This is a genomic window from Haloferax gibbonsii (assembly GCF_001190965.1).
GTDB lineage: Archaea > Halobacteriota > Halobacteria > Halobacteriales > Haloferacaceae > Haloferax > Haloferax gibbonsii.
The window spans coordinates 1,321,302-1,337,534 of the sequence record NZ_CP011947.1; the positions used below are offsets into that span (position 1 = coordinate 1,321,302).

At 68.7% G+C, this 16,233-nt stretch carries 16 protein-coding genes; 10 read left to right on the forward strand and 6 right to left on the reverse strand.

Annotated elements, in window-relative coordinates:
- Positions 1-16: 16 nt before the first annotated feature.
- Genes ABY42_RS07000 through ABY42_RS07010 form a run of 3 tightly spaced genes read right to left on the reverse strand, consistent with a single transcriptional unit; the run spans position 17 to position 3,916 of the window.
- Entirely contained in the window at positions 17-1,075 is a 1,059-nt protein-coding gene (locus ABY42_RS07000) for an ABC transporter permease (protein ID WP_004977069.1), read from the reverse strand.
- On the reverse strand, positions 1,068-2,927 hold the full coding sequence (locus tag ABY42_RS07005; RefSeq protein WP_004977068.1) for an ABC transporter permease family protein: 1,860 nt from the start codon (positions 2,925-2,927) through the stop codon (positions 1,068-1,070). The genes ABY42_RS07000 and ABY42_RS07005 overlap by 8 nt, the downstream gene beginning before the upstream one ends.
- Entirely contained in the window at positions 2,924-3,916 is a 993-nt protein-coding gene (locus tag ABY42_RS07010; RefSeq protein WP_004977067.1) for an ABC transporter ATP-binding protein, read from the reverse strand. The genes ABY42_RS07005 and ABY42_RS07010 overlap by 4 nt, the downstream gene beginning before the upstream one ends.
- 111 nt (positions 3,917-4,027) lie before the next feature.
- Here ABY42_RS07010 and ABY42_RS07015 point away from each other — a divergent pair, with 111 nt between their 5' ends.
- The gene (locus ABY42_RS07015) at positions 4,028-4,282 is read left to right on the forward strand and encodes a hypothetical protein (RefSeq protein WP_004977066.1); all 255 of its coding nucleotides are present in this window, start codon (positions 4,028-4,030) and stop codon (positions 4,280-4,282) included.
- Here the strand turns inward: ABY42_RS07015 and ABY42_RS07020 are convergent.
- A complete protein-coding gene (locus ABY42_RS07020) occupies positions 4,279-5,139 on the reverse strand; it encodes a 3-hydroxyacyl-CoA dehydrogenase family protein (RefSeq protein WP_050459041.1) in 861 nt (286 codons plus the stop codon). The two genes, ABY42_RS07015 and ABY42_RS07020, sit on opposite strands and share 4 nt — an antisense overlap.
- A 124-nt stretch (positions 5,140-5,263) precedes the next feature.
- Between ABY42_RS07020 and ABY42_RS07025 the strand changes: the two genes are divergently transcribed.
- The 4 genes from ABY42_RS07025 to ABY42_RS07040 all read left to right on the forward strand — a co-directional run bounded on the left by ABY42_RS07025 (position 5,264) and on the right by ABY42_RS07040 (position 9,890).
- The gene (locus tag ABY42_RS07025) at positions 5,264-6,193 is read left to right on the forward strand and encodes a helix-hairpin-helix domain-containing protein (protein ID WP_050459042.1); all 930 of its coding nucleotides are present in this window, start codon (positions 5,264-5,266) and stop codon (positions 6,191-6,193) included.
- Positions 6,194-6,495: 302 nt separating this feature from the next.
- Complete coding sequence (locus tag ABY42_RS07030; protein WP_004977061.1) at positions 6,496-7,389, forward strand: class 1 fructose-bisphosphatase; 894 nt, start codon at positions 6,496-6,498, stop codon at positions 7,387-7,389.
- A gap of 206 nt (positions 7,390-7,595) precedes the next feature.
- Complete coding sequence (locus tag ABY42_RS07035; RefSeq protein WP_050459043.1) at positions 7,596-9,341, forward strand: acyl-CoA carboxylase subunit beta; 1,746 nt, start codon at positions 7,596-7,598, stop codon at positions 9,339-9,341.
- A 189-nt stretch (positions 9,342-9,530) separates the two neighbouring features.
- Positions 9,531-9,890, forward strand: a complete 360-nt coding sequence (locus ABY42_RS07040) for a DUF5658 family protein (protein WP_004977058.1) — start codon at positions 9,531-9,533, stop codon at positions 9,888-9,890.
- On the opposite strand, the gene ABY42_RS07045 is transcribed toward ABY42_RS07040, so the two are convergent.
- Both ABY42_RS07045 and ABY42_RS07050 read right to left on the reverse strand, forming a co-directional pair.
- Positions 9,874-10,329: a DoxX family membrane protein gene (locus ABY42_RS07045; RefSeq protein WP_082220643.1), complete on the reverse strand. Its 456-nt coding sequence runs from the start codon at positions 10,327-10,329 to the stop codon at positions 9,874-9,876. The two genes, ABY42_RS07040 and ABY42_RS07045, sit on opposite strands and share 17 nt — an antisense overlap.
- Positions 10,330-10,430: 101 nt before the next feature.
- Entirely contained in the window at positions 10,431-10,931 is a 501-nt protein-coding gene (locus tag ABY42_RS07050; protein ID WP_331458227.1) for a MaoC family dehydratase, read from the reverse strand.
- Positions 10,932-11,115: 184 nt separating this feature from the next.
- Between ABY42_RS07050 and gdhB the strand changes: the two genes are divergently transcribed.
- The 5 genes from gdhB (at position 11,116) to pyrI (ending at position 16,232) form a co-directional block, all read left to right on the forward strand.
- Positions 11,116-12,402 carry a glutamate dehydrogenase GdhB gene (gene gdhB / locus ABY42_RS07055; protein WP_004977053.1) on the forward strand — a complete coding sequence of 429 codons (1,287 nt, stop codon included), beginning with the start codon at positions 11,116-11,118 and terminating at the stop codon, positions 12,400-12,402.
- 51 nt (positions 12,403-12,453) lie between these two features.
- Positions 12,454-13,293: an HpcH/HpaI aldolase/citrate lyase family protein gene (locus ABY42_RS07060; protein WP_050459044.1), complete on the forward strand. Its 840-nt coding sequence runs from the start codon at positions 12,454-12,456 to the stop codon at positions 13,291-13,293.
- A 138-nt stretch (positions 13,294-13,431) separates the two neighbouring features.
- Positions 13,432-14,685, forward strand: a complete 1,254-nt coding sequence (locus tag ABY42_RS07065) for a Glu/Leu/Phe/Val family dehydrogenase (RefSeq protein WP_050459045.1) — start codon at positions 13,432-13,434, stop codon at positions 14,683-14,685.
- A 168-nt stretch (positions 14,686-14,853) separates the two neighbouring features.
- Complete coding sequence (gene pyrB / locus ABY42_RS07070) at positions 14,854-15,768, forward strand: aspartate carbamoyltransferase (RefSeq protein ID WP_004977050.1); 915 nt, start codon at positions 14,854-14,856, stop codon at positions 15,766-15,768.
- Positions 15,765-16,232 carry an aspartate carbamoyltransferase regulatory subunit gene (pyrI, locus tag ABY42_RS07075; RefSeq protein ID WP_004977049.1) on the forward strand — a complete coding sequence of 156 codons (468 nt, stop codon included), beginning with the start codon at positions 15,765-15,767 and terminating at the stop codon, positions 16,230-16,232. The genes pyrB and pyrI overlap by 4 nt, the downstream gene beginning before the upstream one ends.
- The last annotated feature ends 1 nt before the right edge of the window (position 16,233 follow it).

Consider the following 16,233-nt stretch of genomic DNA (forward strand, 5'->3'; position numbering starts at 1 on the left):
ACTGAGAGACGGGGCCTCAGCCGAGTTCGTTCGGGTCCACCCGGTCGACGACGAACCGGAGGCCGACGAGCGCGACGACGCCGACGAAGACGAGCCCCGCGACGGCGACTTTCGCGCCGACCCCCGCCGTCCCGAGCGCCAGCCGCGCGGCCGTGTTCGCGGGGCTCAATGGAAGGAGCGACGTGCCCGCGAAGACGAGGAGCACGCCGATGGAGTACAGGAGTTGGGCGACCCGGCGGTCGGGCGAGGTAATCGCCACCGCCGCGCCGAGCGTGACGACGACGGCCGAGAGCCCGGCGACCATGCCGAACAGCCACGGGACGCTCTCGATGGTCGACCCGTTCAGTTGGAGGAGGAGCATCCACGCCACCGCCTGCACGGGTGCCAGCCCGCCGGCCGCGAGGAGCTTTCCGTCGACGACGGCCGCGAAGCTCACGGGCGCGACCCGCAGGAGTTCGAGCGTCCCGCGGGCCACCTCCTCCGTGAGCGAGTCGACCACCAGCGACCCGGAGATGAACACGGGCAGGAACAGCAACAGCGGGACGAGCACCGTGTAGGTGAAGCCGAAGTACGGGCTCGAATCCGCCGCCGGCGGGAGTGACAGCGGGTCCGTGGCGAGGAACGCGCTCCGTTCCGCGCGCTCGTTGCGCTCCAGTTCGCGGAGCGCGTCGCGGAGGCGGGTGACGACCGCCGTCGTCTCCACGCCCGTGTCGGGCGCGACCGCCGCGACTCGTATCCTGCCGTCCTCGCCCGTAGACGCCGCTAAGACGGCATCGACCTGCCGTTCTTGGAACGCCGTCATCGCGGCCGACGTGGACGAGTACGGCCGCCCGCTGAGTCCGTCTTCCGTCCCGACGGCGCGAAGCAGGTCCTCGACGGCCTCTTCGTCGCCCGTGACGGCCACGTCCACCTGATAGCTCGCCGCGCCGGGGTCGTACAGCGAGACGAGCCCGACGACGAGGAACGACGAGAACGCCGCGACGAACAGCTGGATGGCCAGCGCCAGCACGATGGTCTTTTCCTTGCGGAGACTGCCGAGTTCGCGCCGGGCGATGGCGAGTCGCGGGCTACCCAAGGGCGCTCACCACCTGGAGGTTGTAGACGAGGTGAATCGCGATTGCGCCCGCGAGCGCGACCCCGTAGGCCGAGCGCCCCCGACTCGCCCCGAAGGCGGTCACGCTGGCGGTCACCGCGTGGAGCGCCAGCGGCGCGAGGAACAGGCCGAGCACGACGAGGGCGCTCACGCCGGTCCCGTCGCCGATACCGACGCCGGAGGGCGCGAAGGCGGTCTGCCCGAGCGTGAGCGACTGCAACCCGGCGAGTTGGGCGATGGCGGTGAACTTCTCGCCGACGAAAAAACCGAGTCCCGAGAGCCCGCCGAGGACGAGCGACGACCGGAGCGTCCGGGAAAAGCGCGCCTTCTCGAAGGCGGCGAGGACGTGGAGGCTCTTGGCCAACTCCTCGATGACCGCGACCGCGAGGAGAATCATCGGGACGGTCAGGTCCACCGGGAGGACGAACAGCACCGCGATGGCCAGCAGTTCGGCGATGAAGACGAACGGAATCGACAGCGCCGACAGGGTCGCCACGGAGCGCGCCCGCGAGATGCGACTGTCGAGCGCGTCGAGGAACTTCAGCGGGACCGGCCGCTGGGTGAACATGTCCTCCTCGCGGTAGACGCCGACGCCGAGGAGGAACAGCACGCCCGCGGCGAGGAGAATCGGCCCGACGGAAAACAGGAACTCGCCGAGCGGAATCGACTCGCCGGCGAGGTCGCGGACGACGAGGGTCAGCGGCGAGATGAGCGCGATGGGCGTGACGTTCGTGAAGATGGCCGGGACGAACGTGTACGTCGTCAGGAACACCGACACCGTCACCGTGACGAACGTGAGTTCCTTGAACGAGCGGGCGAACATCGCGCCGACGAACGTCGACGCGAGAAACAGGAGGCCGATGGGGACGACCGCCGCCACCGAGACGACGCCGCCGCCGACCGCGGCCGCGATGGCGATAGTTATCGCGACCGTGCCGAGCAGGTACGGGAGCGTCTTGCCGGCGACGATGTCGCCCGGCGAGATGGGCGCGACGAGGAGCAGTTCGCCGCGGCGGTTGATGCGCTCGTTGAGGATGCTCGACCCGTAGGCCTGAATCACGAAGTTCATCGGCACGAGGAAGGCGAATGCGAGGACGAGCGAGGCGAAGGGGAACGGCGGGCTGATGCTCGCCGGCGACCCGCTGGTGTCGCCGCCGAAGAGGCTCGCCATCCCGCCGAACGACGGGGCGTCGACGCCGCCGTCGTCGGCCGCGGCGGCGTCCGAAGCGTCGGGTCCGTCGGCGGCCGAGTCACCCGCGGTGTCGCCGTCGGTGGTTCCGCTTCCGGTTCCGGCGTCGGTTCCGCCCCCGCCGCCGGTACCGGCGTCACCGCTCCCACCTGCGCCGCCGTCGACGCGGCTTCCGGCCGGGACGAGCGCGGCGCGCTCGCGGTACTGGAGGTCGACGACGACCGGGAACGCCGCGGACTGGTTCTCCTCGCGGGCCATCTGTCGCTCGTTGTACGACTGGACCGCGTCGCGGAACGCGCTGTAGGCGGCCCGACCGGTCTGCGTGTCCGCGACCGAGATGTGCGTCTCGCTGACGACGAGTTCGACGTTCGGGTCCGAGACGGGTCGCGGGTCGAGCGTGGACGACTGGTCCACGGCGTCGTAGTAGGGACTGTCGCCGGCGATGCCGACGCGGTAGAGGTCGCGGTCGAGCGCGACCCCGCCGCCGGCCGCCCCGGCCGCGATGCCGCCGGCGACGAGGACGGCGACCAGTCCGATAACGGCGGTCCGGCGGTCGAGCGTCCCCGCCGAGCGCGACACCTCCCAGCGGGCGATTCGGAGAACGGTCCGGGCGTGTGCGACCAGTCGCGTTCGGAGGTCGGTCACGACTGCCCGTTACCTCCGGGGGCGCGCTGTCCGTGCTCACCGGCGACGCCCTCCCCGCCAGCGGCCCGTCCGCGACCGCCCTCGGCCTCGCTCGTCGTCGGCGCTTCGCGGGCGAGTCGGAGGAAGATGTCCTCCAGCGACGCCTCGTCGGTTCGGATGTCGGCGACGCGGCCGCCGGCGGCCTCGGCCGCCTCGCGGAGCGACTCGACGGCCGCCATCTCGTCGACGACGGCGACGTGGCGCTCCTCGCCTTCGCCTCCGACCTCGTCGTCCGCGGGCAGGGTCTCCGGGAGCGGCACGGTCGTGAAGACGCGGTAGGTCGTCTCGCCGTGTTCCGCGCGAATCTCGGGGACCGTCCCGCGGGCGATGATTTCGCCGCGGTTCATGATGACCACGCGGTCGCAGATGGACTCGACGTGAAAGAGGTTGTGCGCGCTGAAGACGACGGTCTTGTCCTCGTCGCGGAGCTCGCGGACGAACTCCAAGACGACGTTCGTCGTCAGGGGGTCGAGGCCGCTGGCCGGTTCGTCGTAGATGAGCAGGTCGGGGTCGTTGACGAGCGACCGGGCGATGGCGACCTTGCGCTTCATCCCCTTCGACATGTCGCCGAGCCGGCGGTCGCGGTATTCGAGGTCGAGGCGGTCGAGCACCGCGCCGGTTCGCTCGTCGGCCACGTCGCGGGGGACGTCGTAGAGGTCGGCGAAGAATCGGAGGTACGACCGCGCGGTCATGTCCTCGTACAGCGGCGACTCCTCGGGGAGAAAGCCGAGTTTGCGCCGCATCGCCGGCTCCTCGGGGTCGTATCCGAGCACCGACGCCGACCCGCCGGTCGGTTCGACGAGCCCGGCGAGCATCTTCAGCGTCGTCGTCTTCCCCGCGCCGTTGGGGCCGACGATGCCGAACACCTCGCCCGACTCGACCGAGAAATCGCTTCCCACGACGGCGGGGAAGTCGCCGTAGGTCTTCCGCAGGTTCTCGACCGTAATCATTGAGAGACCTTCACGCGGGACGGGATAAAAGGGTTCGCGCGGGATTTCAGGTTTGATAGCCTTCTCCTTCGCGGGGCAACAGTTTCGTCACCTCGCGGTCAAGGTGAGCGTATGCCCGCAGACGACTTCCTCTCGCCGTCGTTCGTCCTCTTCGTCGGCGGATTCGTCGCCGCCGTGTTCCTCTTCGGCGCGCTCATCGCCTTCGTCGCCGCCGCCGGGTCACAGACCGTCGAAGGGTTGGCGCTGGCGCTGGCGGGGCTGGGCGGGCTGTTTCTGGTCGCGGGAGCGGTCGGTGCCGGTGTGATGCGCTATCGCCGCGGTTCGGATTCGGCGTCGAAGACGGCGGCGACCGGAGAGCGCCGTTAGTCGTACTCGTAGAAGCCCTTGCCCGTCTTCTTGCCGAGGTCGCCCGCCGCGACCTTTCGCTTGAGCAGGTACGCCGGCTTGTAGCGGTCGCCGAGTTCCTCGAACAGCGTCTCGGAGGCGTCCAGACAGATGTCGAGGCCGATGTGGTCCGCGAGGGTGAGCGGGCCCATCGGGACGTTCGTGCCGAGGGTCATGCCGCGGTCGATGTCCTCCTTGGAGGCGACGCCCTCGTCGTAGGCGCGGATGCCCTCGTTGAGCCACGGCATGAGGATGCGGTTGGTGACGAAGCCGGGCTTGTCGTCGGACTCCCACGTCTCCTTGCCGAGGTCCTCGGAGAAGTCGTGGGCGAAGGCGACGACCTCGTCGTCGGTCTTCTCGCCGCGGACGACCTCGACGCCCTTCATAATCGGGACGGGGTTCATGAAGTGGAGGCCGATGACGAGGTCGGGGCGCTCGGTCGCGGCCGCGATGGTCGTGATAGAGAGCGTGCTGGTGTTGGTCGCCAGCACGACGCCCTCGGGGACGATGTCGTCGAGGTCGGCGAAGACCTCGCGTTTCACGTCCATGTTCTCGACGGCCGCCTCGACCACGAGGTCGCAGTCGGCGAGGTCCGCGAGCTCGGTCGTCCCCGAGATGCGCCCCTTGGTCGCGTCGGCCTCCGCCGCGGTCAGTTTCTCCTTCGAGACGAACCGCGAGAGGCTGTCGTCGATGGCCGACAGGCCGCGTTCGACGTACTCCGCTTCGAGGTCGCGCATGACCACGTCGTAGCCGGCCATCGCGGCCACCTGCGCGATGCCGTTGCCCATCGTTCCCGCGCCGACGACGCCCACCGTGTCGATATCTTCGGTATCGTACATGTCCGGTTCTGCGCGAGGTGGGGAGGTAAAACTTGCCGATGCGTTCGGAATAGTGACAGACTCGTGACTTTCACGGGAAGACTCAAGTCGGGCGCAAGAATGGGGATATGCAACGGTGACTGGGGTGAACGACGCCGGCAGATACGACGAAGACGACGCGGGCGGGGACGGAGGGGAAGCCGTCTCGGACGCGCGCCGGAGCGACGGCGAGGGCACGAACCGGGCAAACGAGGCGGACGAGGCGAGCGAGGCGGACGAGGGGCCGTCGAACCCCGACGAGGCGCTGACGCACCTGCTCAGACCGCGGGGTCGACGCGCGAGCGACGCCGTGCCGACCGAGCTACAGGACCTGAAGTACGTCGGGCCGGCGACGGCCGAATCCCTCGCCGAGTCGAACATCGACGTGGACGCTATCGTCGACGGCGAGGTGTGCTACCGCGACCTCGTCGCCGCCGGGACGAACCCCGGCGTCGCGGCGAAGATTCGGCGCTGGCACTCGCTTTCGTGGTCGTTCAACTCCGGCGACGACCTCGACCGACGCTCCTCGCAGGTTCGCGGGCTGGGCGACGACGAGCGCGCGTGGGTCGCCGCGAGTTCGGGTGACTGGGACGCCACCGACGAGGCAGGTACCGGTGACGACGAGCGCGACGCCGGCGATTGGACCCCGAGCGGAACGGAGGCGGCGGGGTCGAACGGGCCAGCGCGGGACGGAGACTGGACGCCGTCGGGGTCGGACGACGGCGCGGAAGCGCGCTCGGAGCCGACGACGTCGGGCGACTGGACACCGAGCGGGGCAGAGGCGGCGGACGCGTCAGCCGACGGCTCGGGAGACGCGCTCGCGGCCGAGGCGGCGTGGCGCGAGCGGTCGAAGCCGAAGTCGCTGACGACGCTCGCGGGCGTCGGCGAGGACGACGCGGAACTGCTCGCCGAGGCGGGCGTCCGCTCCGTCAGGCGACTCGCCACCGCGGACCCGGAACACGTCGCCGACGCCCTCCGAATCGACCCGACCGTCGTCAGCGCGTGGAAGGCGCAGGCGCGCGACGCGATGGAGTGAGCGTCCCGCCCCGCACGTCCCGAATTTTTACTATCTGAGTAGTAATTTTCATTCGGAGAATCATTTCCCGTAATATTTCGTTACGAACCCCATAACGGACGAATTCGGCAATATCTCCTAAACCACATTAGACGCAGATTTTATATAGGTAGTTACACCACTTTGAATCAGATGATGCCCGGCTCCGACACGGCCGTCGACTCCCCGCAGACGGTATCTCCCGCCCCGACGACGCTCGGGGAACGCTCCCGCCTCGCCGACGATTCACGCCCGACTCGCCGACGCTCCGAGGGGTGGGCCTGATGGCGACGACGGACATCAACACCGCCGACACCGCCCGCGACGTGCGGACCATCGACGGCGTGGTCGACGTCATCGCGACCACCGCGCCCGAGATTCGAACCGGTCTTCCCGGCCGCCGCGTCACCGCCGAGGACGAGAATCCGAGCGGCGAGACGCAGATGGCCGCCGACGTGTTCGCCGACGACCTCCTCTGCGAGCGCATCGGCGCGCTCGAGGGCGTCGGCGAGTACGCCAGCGAAGAGCGCCCCGAGTCCGTCGACGTGGGAACCGGTCGGCTGTCGGTCGCGGTCGACCCCCTCGACGGCTCGTCGAACCTGAAGCCGAACAACACGATGGGGACCATCTTCGCGGTGTACGAGGCCCCGCTGCCGGCCCACGGCCGCGACCTCGTCGCCGCGGGTTACGTCCTCTACGGCCCCGTCATGACGATGGTCGTCGCCCGCAACGGCACCGTCGACGAGTACGTCATCCACGACGACGCGAGCTACGAACTCGTCCGCGAGGACGTCACCCTCCCCGACGAGGGGTCGGTCTACGGCTTCGGCGGCCGCGTCCCCGACTGGACCGACGACTTCGAGACGTTCGCCCGCGAGGTCGAACAGGACGCCTCGCGCAAGCTCCGCTACGGCGGGTCGATGATCGGCGACGTGAACCAGATTCTCACCTACGGCGGCATCTTCGCGTACCCCACGCTGGAGTCCGCCCCCGAGGGCAAACTCCGCGTCCAGTTCGAGGGCTACCCCATCGGCTACGTCATCGAGACGGCCGGCGGCGCGACCTCCGACGGCGCGAAGTCGCTCCTCGACGTGGACAAGGACGACCTCCACGCGCGGACCCCGATGTACGTCGGCAACACCGACCTCGTGGCGAAGCTCGAAGCGGCGCTGGACTGACGCGCGGCCGACCCGTCTATTGGCGGGACTAGTCCGCCGACCCCACCGACCGTCCCGAGCGAACCGAAACGACCGGGCACACTCGTTTTTCGCGGACTCCGTCGTCGACAGCGACCGGTCTCCGGCCAGAGAGCAGTGGCCCCGTTCGACCGACCGGCAAATCGTGCATGGAAAACCATTTTGAATACGGTGGTGCATCACCGAGTATGAAGGTCAGAATCGGCGACGGCGCGACCGGCGACGAGGCCGAGGCCATCGCCAGCGCGCTGGCGCGACACCTCGGGACGGACGTGAACGTCTTCGTCGGCGACGGCGAGGAGGCCGTCGCGGACGCCGAACCGCCCGCGGACACCTTCCCGCTCGACGACGACATGGGACCGACCGAGCGCGAGGAGAAACTCCGCGAGGAAATCGCCGACATCCTCGGCGGCGGCCCCGAGAAGTACAAACAGCGATTGCCGGAGTCCGGCAAACTGTTCGTCCGCGACCGCCTCGACCGCTGGTTCCCGGAGGGACTGAAGTTCGAAGACGGCAAGTTCGCCAACTTCGACTCGTGGCACGAGAACTCCCCCGAGGTCGACGAGGCGGACCCGAACACCCGGCTGCCCGGTGACGGTCTCCTCACGGGTGCCGCCGAGTTCGAGGGTCGCGACCTCCACTTCATGGCCAACGACTTCACCGTCAAGGCCGGGTCGATGGCCCGCCGCGGCGTCGAGAAGTTCCTCCGCATGCAACAGCGGGCGCTCAAGACCGGCAAGCCGGTGCTCTACCTGATGGACTCCTCGGGCGGCCGCATCGACCAGCAGACCGGCTTCTTCGCCAACCGCGAGGGCATCGGGAAGTACTACTACAACCACTCGATGCTCTCGGGGTACGTCCCGCAGATATGCGTCCTCTACGGGCCGTGTATCGCCGGCGCGGCCTACACGCCCGTCTTCGCCGACTTCACCATCATGGTCGAGGGGATGTCCGCGATGGCCATCGCCTCGCCGCGCATGGTGAAGATGGTCACCGGCGAGGAGATATCCATGCAGGACCTCGGCGGCGCGCGGATGCACGCCGAGGAGTCCGGCAGCGCCGACCTCGTCGCCCGCGACGAGGCGCACGCCCGCGAACTCGTCTCGCAGCTCGTCACCTACCTCCCCGACAAGGCCGGCGAGAAGCCGCCTCGTTCGGAGCCGAAACCGCCGCGGTACTCGCCCGACGGCATCGACGAACTCATCCCCGAGTCGCCGAACCGCCCCTACGACGCCCACGACCTCATCGAGCGCGTCGTCGACGCGGAGTCCGTGTTCGAACTGAAGCCCGACTACGGCAAGGAAATCGTCACCGCGTTCGCCCGCATCGACGGCCGGCCGGTCGGCATCGTCGCCAACCAGCCGACCGAGCGGTCGGGGGCCATCTTCCCCGACGCCGCCGAGAAGGCCGCGGAGTTCATCTGGACCTGCGACGCCTACGAGATTCCGCTTCTCTACCTCTGCGACACGCCCGGCTTCATGGCCGGCTCGCAGGTCGAAAAGGACGCCATCCTGGAGAAGGGCAAGAAGTTCATCTACGCCACGTCGTCGGCGACGGTGCCCAAACAGACCGTCATCGTGCGGAAGGCCTACGGCGCGGGCATCTACGCCATGGGCGGCCCCGCCTACGACCCGGAGAGCGTCATCGCGCTCCCCTCGGGCGAAATCGGCATCATGGGTCCGGAAGCCGCCATCAACGCGGTCTACGCGAACAAGCTCGCCGACATCGACGACCCCGAAGAGCGGGCGCGGATGGAAGACGAACTCCGCGAGGAGTACCGCGAGGACATCGACGCCCACCGGATGGCGAGCGAGGTCGTCATCGACGAAATCGTCCCGCCGTCGAGCCTCCGCGACGAGCTCGTCGCCCGCTTCGAGTTCTACGCCGACGTGGACAAGTCGCTTCCCGACAAGAAGCACGGAACGGTTCTCTGAGCCGACCTCGGCGGTTAATGCTCCGTTTTTCCGGCGGGTAATCTCACGGTAACTGACCTAAGCGGCTCGTACTGAGGACGGTCGGGATGCTACGGACCTCATCGTCGGCCGACTCCCGTTCCGTCCCACTCGGTCCCACCCGACCTGTCACGTCCCGGCTTCGGGGCCGTCGCCTGCCGATAGCCCGCCATGAGCCACGAAGTTCCCCTTCCCGAGACGCCCCGAGCGGCACTCGCACACGCGGTAAGCGACGAGCACGTCCTCTGGACCGTGACGATGCTGGCGTTCGTCCTCGACGTGTTGACGACGCTCTACGGGCTCGGCCGAGGCCTCGCCGAACTGAACCCCGTCGTCCTCGCGCTCATCCCCGCGTTCGGCCCGGTGGGCGCGCTCATCTCGCTGAAGCTCGTCGTCCTCGCGGTCGCGGTCGTCGCGTGGCACGTCCTCCCCGGCCGCTACCGCGGCGCGATTCCCATCGGCGTGGCCGTTCCGTGGGGCGTCGCCGGGCTGATGAACACCCAGCTCATCCTCGTCACGGTGTTCGGGTAGGCCGCCGGAGCGACTCGACCAAGACGGCCCACGCGAGCCCCGCGAGCCCGATGTCGCGGGCGAGCACGTCGCCGAACAGGCCGCCCTCCGCGACGAAGACGACCGCGAGGTAGAGACACGTCGCCGACAGCGAGACGGCCGCGACGGCGCTCCCGAGGGCGGTGTAGCGGTCGGCGACGATGGCCGCGCCGAACCCGACTTCGAGGACGCCGTTTGCGAGCATGAACGTCACCGGCGAGACGACGAGCAGCGGCGCGAGCCACGGGACGACGTAGGCCGACCACGAAAGCGGGTCCAGAAGCTTGTGGACGCCCGCGGCGAACACCATCGCGCCGAGGCCGACCCGGGCGACCGTCATCGGCTCCGGGGCGCGGGCGGCGACCGAAGCGGACCAGTCGGCCGCCGAAGCGGCCCGCGCGGAGAGGCCGTCGAAATCCATGTCCCGGCTAGCGACCCCGGGGAGAAAACGGTGCGGGTGGGTCGCGGAGACGCGGGGCGACGCGCCGTGGCTCGACCCAGTCCGACCCGGCCCGGCCCGGCTCAGGCGTCGTCCGCGTCGGCGGCGAACTCGCGTTTCAGCGACAGCGCCGTCCGCTCGAACTCGCAGACCAGGTCGTCGTCCTGATTGAACATCTCGACTTTCATCGTCACCACGCCGCGCTCGCCGTCGGAGGTCTCGCGCTTGTCGAGGACGGTCGTCTGCGCGCGGAGCGTGTCGCCGTGGAACACCGGGTTCGGGTGGGACACGTCGTCGTAGCTGAGGTTCGCCACGATGGTCCCGTCTGTCGTGTCGGGAACCGAGAGACCGACCGCGAGGCTCATGGTGTAGAGACCGTTGACCAGTCGCTCGCCGAACTGCGAGTCGCCCGCGAACTCGGCGTCGAGGTGGAGCGGCTGCTGGTTCATCGTCATGTCGCAGAAGCGCTGGTTGTCCGACTCCGAGACGGTCCGTCGCTTCTCGTGTTCGATGGTCTGACCGACCTCGAACTCCTCGTAGTACAGCCCGGTCATGGTGAACCGTGTGATAGACCGTGATAAAATCGTGCCGGTCGGCCCTCCGGTGTGACAACTATTGCCCCGAGCGAAACTAGATAACAACCATTATAATTATCCACAATAGAGGATTGCGAAAGCGCCCGATGGCGGCCGATTCGCCGGCCGCGACGGGCGCGGGACAGCGCGTCTGTCTCCCGGCTCAGCCGGCATCCGCCCGGCACGAACCATCATGGCATCCGCAGCACCATCCACCGCGACGGACGACGAACCGACGGAAGAGACAGCCCTCGAGACGGCCCGCCGGCAGCTCGAACGCGCGGCGGCGCACCTCGACGTCGACCCCGGCGTCATCGAGCGGCTCCGACACCCGAATCAGGTCCACCGCGTCTCGGTGCCCCTCGAACGCGACGACGGCTCGACCGCGGTCTACACCGGCTACCGCGCCCAGCACGACAGCGTCCGCGGGCCGTACAAGGGCGGCCTCCGGTTCCACCCCGGCGTGACCGAAGCCGAGTGCATCGGGCTCTCGATGTGGATGACCTGGAAGTGCGCCGTGATGGACCTCCCGTTCGGCGGCGGGAAAGGCGGCATCGTCGTCGACCCCAAGGACCTCTCGACCGACGAGAAAGAGCGGCTCACCCGCCGGTTCGCAGAAGAGCTTCGCCCCTTCATCGGCCCCACGAAGGACATCCCCGCGCCCGACATGGGCACCGACGCCCAGACGATGGCGTGGTTCATGGACGCCTACTCGATGCAGGAAGGCGAGACGACGCCCGGCGTCGTGACGGGGAAGCCGCCTGTGGTCGGCGGGAGCAAGGGCCGCGACACCGCGCCCGGCCGCTCCGTCGCCATCATCGCCCGCGAGGCCATCGACTACCTCGGCTGGGACATCGAAGACACCACCGTCGCGGTCCAAGGGTTCGGGTCCGTCGGCGCGCCCGCAGCGCGCCTCCTCGACGACGAGGGCGCGACCGTCGTCGCCGTCTCCGACGTGAACGGGGCCATCTACGACCCCGACGGCCTCGACACCCGCGACGTGCCGACCCACGAGGAAGAGCCCGAGGCGGTCATGAAGTACGACGCGCCGCGGAAGCTCTCGAACGAGGAACTGCTCGAACTCGACGTGGACGTGCTCATCCCGGCGGCCGTCGGGAACGTCCTGACCGCCGAGAACGCCCGCGACGTGCAGGCGAACCTCATCGTCGAGGGCGCGAACGGCCCGACCACCTCCGCCGCGGGCGAAATCTTCGAGGCGCGCGAGCTTCCGGTCGTCCCCGACATCCTCGCCAACGCCGGCGGCGTCACCGTCTCGTACTTCGAGTGGCTGCAGGACCTCAACCATCGCTCGTGGTCGCTCGAACGCGTCCACGACGAACTGGAGACCGAGATGCTCCGCGCGTGGACCGCCGTCCGCGAGCGCGTCGAGGAACACGACGTGACGTGGCGCGACGCCGCCTACATGGTCGCGCTCGAACGCGTCTCCGAGGCCCACGAACACCGCGGCCTCTGGCCCTGAGCCGGGTCGGCGACGAGTCGATATTTCACCGCTCCCCCCGATACACACACCATGCCCCGACGAAGCGTCCTGTTTTCCCCCGGCGACCGACCCGAACTGCTGCGGAAAGCCCCCGGCGCGGGCGCTGACGTGCTCGTCTTCGACCTCGAAGACGCCGTCTCGCCCGACAGGAAAGCCGAGGCTCGGGAGACCGTTTCCGCGGTCCTGTCGGACCCCGACTTCGACCCCGACGCCGAGGTCGCGGTCCGCGTCAACCCCGGCGAGGCCGGCCGCGACGACATCGCCGCCGTCTGCGCCGCCCACCCGCCGGACGCGCTCGTGGTCCCGAAGGCGACGAGCGCCGACGACGTGACGAGCGTCGCCGTCGCGGCCCGCGAGGCCGGCGCGGACTGTCCCGTCATCGCCATCGTCGAGAGCGCGGCGGGCGTCCTCGCCGCCCCCGAGGTCGCGGCCGCGCCCGACACGACCGCCGTCGTCTTCGGCGCGGAGGACTTCGCCGCCGACGTGGGTGCGACTCGGTCCGACGAGGGAACCGAGGTGCTCTACGCCCGCGAGCGCGTCGTCGTCGCGGCCGCGGCCGCCGGCGTCGACGCCATCGACACGCTCCACGTCGACTATCGGGACGAGGGGGGGCTCCGCGAGGACGCCGCGTTCGGTCGACGACTCGGTTACGACGGGAAACTCGCCATCCATCCCGCGCAGGTCCCCGTCATCAACGAGGCGTTCTCGCCCGACGACGAGGACGTCGCGTGGGCCAAGAAGGTGCTCCGCGCCCGCGACGAGGCCGCCAGCGAGGGTCGAGGCGTCTTCGGCGTCGACGGCGAGATGATAGACGCCCCGCTCGTCAAACAGGCCGAGAACATTCTCGACCGCGCCGGCGAGTCGTACTGAGCGCGCTCGGGCCGGCGCGACCCCCCGTCGGTCCAACCTCCGTTAGCTGTTACCTTTTATCAATGAGTATGTGTCTCAATAGTGTGGTATGCTAAAATCCCCGCTACGCTTAACCGGATGCCCGGAGCGTATTAGGACATGGCACAAGAGGCGAATCCCTTCGAGAGTCTACAGGAGCAAATCGACGACGCGGCCGCCTACCTCGACGTGCGCGACGACGTTATCGAGCGGCTGAAGAACCCCGAGCGAGTCCTCGAAACGAACCTCGCCGTCGAGATGGACGACGGCGACGTCGAACTGTTTCGCGCCTACCGGTCGCAGTTCAACGGCGACCGCGGCCCGTACAAAGGCGGGATTCGCTACCACCCGAACGTCAGCCGCGACGAGGTGAAGGCGCTGTCCGGCTGGATGGTGTACAAGTGCGCCGTCGTGGACATCCCCTACGGCGGCGGCAAGGGCGGCATCGTCATCGACCCCAAGGCGTACTCCGAGTCCGAACTCGAACGCATCACCCGGTCGTTCGCCAAGGAGCTTCGCCCCCTCATCGGGGAGAACCGCGACATCCCCGCGCCCGACGTGAACACCGGCCAGCGCGAGATGAACTGGATTAAGGACACCTACGAGACCCTCGAAAACACCACCGCACCGGGCGTCATCACGGGGAAGGCGCTCTCGAACGGCGGAAGCGAGGGCCGCGTCGAAGCGACCGGTCGCTCGACGATGCTCACCGCCCGCGAGGCGTTCGACTACCTCGGCCGCGACATCGAGGGCGCGACCGTCGCCGTCCAGGGCTACGGGAACGCCGGCTCCGTCGCCGCGAAGCTCATCGACGACCTCGGCGCGTCGGTCGTCGCCGTCTCCGACTCCTCCGGCGGCATCTACGACGCCGACGGCCTCGACACTCGCGCGGTCAAGCAGTTCAAAAACGAGACCGGCACCGTCTCGGACTACGAGGGAACGGAGGCCATCTCCAACGAGGAGCTTCTCACCCTCGACGTGGACTTGCTCGTCCCCGCCGCGCTGGAGAACGCCATCGACGGCGAGCTCGCCCACGACGTGAACGCGGACGTGGTCGTCGAGGCCGCGAACGGCCCGCTCACGCCGGACGCCGACGACGTGCTCACCGAGCGCGAGGTCCACGTCTTCCCCGACATCCTCGCCAACGCCGGCGGCGTCACCGTCTCGTACTTCGAGTGGGTCCAGAACCGCCAGCGGTTCTACTGGACCGAAGACCGCGTCAACGACGAACTGGAGCGCGTCATCGTCGACGCCTTCGAGGAGCTCGTCGACGCCTACGAGACCCACGACCTGCCGAACTTCCGCACCGCGGCCTACGTCGTCGCCATCCGGCGCGTCGTCGACTCCTACGACTCCGCCGGGAACTGGCCGTAAGGTCGAGTCGGGTCGGCGTCGGTCGTCGCCGCGTGTTCCGACCGTTTCGACCGAGTTTCTGTTTCCGCCGCGGTCGGCGGTGTCGGCGATTCTGTGCATGGTGGTGAATATCACGCGGAGCGTCCGATGCCGGGGGATTCAAGTCGGTGTAGGTCGCGTCATTCATCGATGCGTCAGGACCACCTCATCTCCGCGTCGCACCTCTCGCGGGAGGACATCGAGGCGGTGCTCGACCGCGCGGCCGACATCGACGACGACCCGGCCGCGTTCCGGCAGCGACACGCCGGAAAGGTTCTCGGGCTCTGTTTCTTCGAGCCGAGCACGCGAACTCGGATGAGCTTCGACTCCGCGATGAAACGCCTCGGCGGCCAGACCGTCGATATGGGACCGGTCGAGTCGTCGTCGGTCAAGAAGGGCGAGACGCTCGCCGACACCGTCCGCGTGGTCGAGGGCTACGCGGACGCGCTCGTGCTCCGTCACCCGAGCGAGGGCGCGGCCACGATGGCCGCCGAGTTCGTCGACGTACCGCTCGTCAACGCGGGCGACGGCGCGGGCCAGCACCCGAGCCAGACCCTCCTCGACCTCTACACCATCCGGGAGAACGCCGGACTCGACGACCTCACCATCGGCATCATGGGCGACCTGAAGTACGGGCGGACGGTCCACTCGCTGGCCGAGGCGCTGACGAACTTCGACGCCAGCCAGCACTTCATCAGCCCCGAGAGCCTGCGGCTCCCCCGGAACGTCCGCTACGACCTCCACGCCTCGGGCGCGCAGGTCAGAGAACACACCGAACTCGACGAGGTGCTCCCCGAACTCGACGTGCTCTACGTGACGCGCATCCAGCGCGAGCGCTTCCCCGACGAAAACGAGTACCGAAAGGTCGCGGGACAGTACCAAATCGACTCGGAGACGCTGGAGGCGGCGGCGGACGACCTCACCGTCATGCACCCGCTCCCCCGCGTGGACGAGATTTCGCCGGACATCGACGACACCGACCACGCGACGTACTTCGAACAGGCCCACAACGGCATCCCGGTCCGGATGGCGCTGTTGGACATCCTCCTCTCCCAAGACCGATGACAGACGACCACCAACTCCGCGTCTCGAAGATTCGAAACGGCACCGTCATCGACCACGTCGCCGCCGGACAGGCGCTCAACGTCCTCGCCATCCTCGGCATCGACGGCACCAGCGGGGAGGCGGTCTCGGTCGGGATGAACGTCCCCTCCGACCGCCTCGGGCGCAAGGACATCGTGAAGGTCGAAGGCCGCGAGCTGAGCCAGTCCGAGGTGGACGTGCTGTCGCTCATCGCGCCCGCCGCGAGCATCAACATCGTCCGCGACTACGACGTGGTCGAGAAGAACCGCGTCGTCCGCCCCGACGCCGTCGCGAGCATCATCTCGTGTCCGAACAGGAACTGCATCTCCAACGCCGACGAACCCATCCGGTCCCGCTTTACGGTCCTCTCGGACGGCGTGCGCTGCGACTACTGCGAGACCATCGTCCGCGAGGACGAAGTCGCGGCCAACCTCGACGTGAACTGAC